The 3,376-nt window shown below is 37.1% G+C and carries 3 protein-coding genes and 1 pseudogene; all 4 read right to left on the reverse strand.

Annotated elements, in window-relative coordinates; all coding sequences use genetic code 11:
* Positions 1 to 303: pseudogene (locus O9295_RS05470) on the reverse strand (hypothetical protein); the annotation flags it as partial.
* 115 nt (positions 304 to 418) lie between these two features.
* A complete protein-coding gene (locus tag O9295_RS05475) occupies positions 419 to 1,159 on the reverse strand; it encodes a Uma2 family endonuclease (protein ID WP_288032238.1) in 741 nt (246 codons plus the stop codon).
* Positions 1,160 to 1,307: 148 nt separating this feature from the next.
* On the reverse strand, positions 1,308 to 1,883 hold the full coding sequence (locus O9295_RS05480) for a hypothetical protein (protein ID WP_288032240.1): 576 nt from the start codon (positions 1,881 to 1,883) through the stop codon (positions 1,308 to 1,310).
* Positions 1,859 to 3,073, reverse strand: coding sequence for a hypothetical protein (locus O9295_RS05485; protein WP_288032242.1), 1,215 nt, complete (start codon positions 3,071 to 3,073; stop codon positions 1,859 to 1,861). Before O9295_RS05485 ends, O9295_RS05480 begins: the two co-directional genes overlap by 25 nt.
* Between the last annotated feature and the right edge of the window lie 303 nt (positions 3,074 to 3,376).

Here is a 3,376-nt window from a genome sequence, read left to right on the forward strand (position 1 = left end):
ATGGGGAGTATAACTGCGCCGAATTTTTCCGCTAGGAATCGGTTTTACCGAGGGAATATAAACCCAATCAGGTGCTTTGACAACTGTTTGAGTTTTAACGGTAGCACACAAGCCAAAATTAGAGGCAATTAGCATCGATTCTAGAATTAGTCCTGCTAATTCTAGGGATTCCCGTAAAGCTGCTGCTAATAGGGGTTGCAAGTTGTTGTCCACAGGTTCGTCAGGTAGAATGAAATCTTCTGGCAGTTTTTCCCAAGTGATTATCGTTGATTTTGTCGGTAAATCAATAGCAGATGGTGTCATTGTCGTAAACAGTCCTTTCTATATTTAATAAGCTCTCATAAACTGCCCGCAACTAAGTAGGTGCATTAAATTAATTATAAAATAGACCTGTAGGTGGACAATGCCTGCAATTAGTTCATACACTATCATCAACTTCAACTCCTAGCGCTCTTAATTTTGCTGCCAAGCGTTCGGCTCGTTGCTTTTCCTGTTCAGCCCGTTGCTTTTCCTGCTCGGCCAACTCCTCTATGGTGGGGAGCAATTGCCCCTCTGCTGTTGCCCAACGTAGCCAAGTAATCGGCTCTTGTTCATCCCCATAAATTCCCTGCCACCGCACTAACACTAGCCCTAATATTTCGCTGCTGAACCTGCCTTGAGCATCTGGGTTTAAAGATTTATAAACACCCCCTTCTAAGCGATGTCCCGCTAAATCTTCTGGGTCAAAGGGATCATACCAAAAGTATTCTGTCACCCGCAAACGATTCTGATAGATAAGCTTTTTCTCTTCTTTATCTTTTTTGGCTGTACTCTCAGAAAGCAACTCAATCACCACATCAGGAGCTTTTTCTTCTTCCCAGACGACCCAGCTTTTCCTTTCTCTTCGAGGCACGTCCACAACGACAAATACATCAGGTCCGCGATAATCCTCGTTCCGCACTTGATTGGGGCTAAAGTAAACAAACATATTGCCTCCGACAAACGCTTCTCGTCCTTGGTTTTTTAACCACCGGGAGAGAGGTCTGACTAATAACTGCATTTGCAGTCCGTGTCGCTGGGTTTCCATGGGAATACCATCATCAGAAGGTAGCTCATCTTGGGTCGGTGGTAGCTTGATCCCTAGTGGGTTAGCTGCAATTAGGAGGGTTTCTTGAGCCATTGGTTGGTTGGGGTGAACAACTGATGCCACTTTCTTATCATAAACCATTGTCAATGTCAACCCAATTGCGCTCTTAATTTTGCCGCCAAGCGCTCGGCTCGTTTTAGGTTATGGGATTTTGTCAAGATTCTCTGACTCTATTACAGTTCTAATCTTTTATGTAAATCTTACAATTTTTCAGGATACGGTCATCTATGTTTTTCCCTGACTCTACAAGTTGATAATTATTCTGATAGAGTAATTGTAAAAAAGTGCCATGAAGATTTTCTTTTATGACAGGTACATTTATGGGACATAGGGTGACAATTGGATTGAATTTATTGAGAGCGTCAATAAAACGGGGCTGAAAAGAATTATCCCCAGATAAAATAGAAGTTATCTCGGGATAGAACAATACTTTTCTGTTTTTGTCAAGATAATAGTATGATTCAACCCAATCGGAAATTAGAATTGATGGACGGTTTAGTTGCTTTTCTAATGTAGCCACTCTCTCAGACAAGCTGGCTAAAGCAGACATTTGCGAATAGCTTTTAGGGCGTTGAAAATTGGATATCGTTGCGGGGATAAATTTTACACAAGCGATTAGGGAGATAATAATAAAGGGCATGACTAATACACTGATAAGGGAGAGCCTTAACAAATCAAACGAATCGGGCAATAAGATTGGTAAAAACTCCCTAAATGCCATTTTATTCTGCATCAATTCTGGTTCAGATTCAGACATTTTTTTCGATAAGAACTAAAGGCATAATCAATCAAACAACCATAGGAAAGAAAGAAGGGAAGTGATACAGCTAACAAATTCCCAGGATGACTTCTATTGACAAAATAAAAGAGGCTAACTATTCCCCAGATGGCAATTACAAAACGATACTTAGCGTTTTTATCCTCAATAGAACTCTGAAAAGATTGTATGATATTAAAACCGTAAACGACCATAAACATCATCCACATATTATCTGGAAAAGGCAAACCCATAAAGCCAGAGCCAAATTTAAAAGTAAAACCTATATAATTATAAAAATTGATAAATTCTCCAGCAATAATTCTAAAGCCAAAAATAATTATGAAAATGATAATTATAAAATTTATACTAAATCCTGTTAATTTTTTAATCATGGTCTTTGCGCTAAAACCATCTACTTTAAACTCATTCCAAATGTAAATAAAGAAATACATAATCAAGACACATATACCAGAATCAAAATTACTTAATAGAGCCATTGCCACTGTAAAATCTAGAAGCAAATCTCGTAAGTTAATTGTTAAAAATCCCAGAGGAAAACTAGCTTTATCGAAAAATTTTCTTTCAGATATATAGAACGAAGTGACCAGTAAAAGACAAGGAAATAAAGTTCTTAAAGGAAAATATTGAAAGTATAAATCTCCTCCTACTACCCTAAAATAAAAATAACTCCAAAATAGGCAGCTGATGAATACCAAAATTCTGAACAACGGATTTTTGTAAATAGCTTTAACTATTAAATAGTAAAGAATAATCTGAAGAGCAATCAAACTACATACAACAATTTTAATAGACAATAGACTATTTCCCATTAATCGTGATAGTAGGCCAAGCCAAAGATAATATCCGCCATATAAAGTTTTAAACCCATCATCAACAAGAGGAATAAAAGGGGAATCGCTATTAATGGCCGCTAATGGGAAGAGAAACGCATTAAAATGGTAGTTAGATGGATCAGTATAAACCAGACTCCAAGCAACTGATGTAACCGTTACTAAAATTCCAATAAAAATTATATTCTCAATCAATAATGTTCTCAAAAATTTACGAAGGGAAAATAGATGTAAGAGAAAAAATAAAATAACTGTTAAAATTAATGCGGCTGGAATTAGCCCCAAAAAATTCAAGCTTGATAAATAAGTTGTCAGTTGACGCCAATTGTATGACATCTCAGGTTTCATATATAATCTGAGACTTTCAGCAGTTCCTTGGGTAAAGAGCTTTTGAATTGCTATCGTGTTGAAAACAAGACCAAGTCCCCACGAAATTAAAAACTCAAGATTACGACTTTGATTTGTGACTTGCCAATTATTGATTATTTTTGATAAAATAGCAGGGTAAGCTCATCTAATTTGGTATAAATTGTACTTGACAAAGATTTCTGAATAGGGTAATCAAATCGCCATAGCACCGTCCCGCACTGCCAGTACCCAGACTTAGCCGCTGCTACCTCTGTATAATTTATAATTAGC

Origin of the sequence: Microcystis sp. LE18-22.4A (assembly GCF_027531105.1) — a bacterium.
In the GTDB taxonomy this organism is placed as follows: domain Bacteria; phylum Cyanobacteriota; class Cyanobacteriia; order Cyanobacteriales; family Microcystaceae; genus Microcystis; species Microcystis aeruginosa.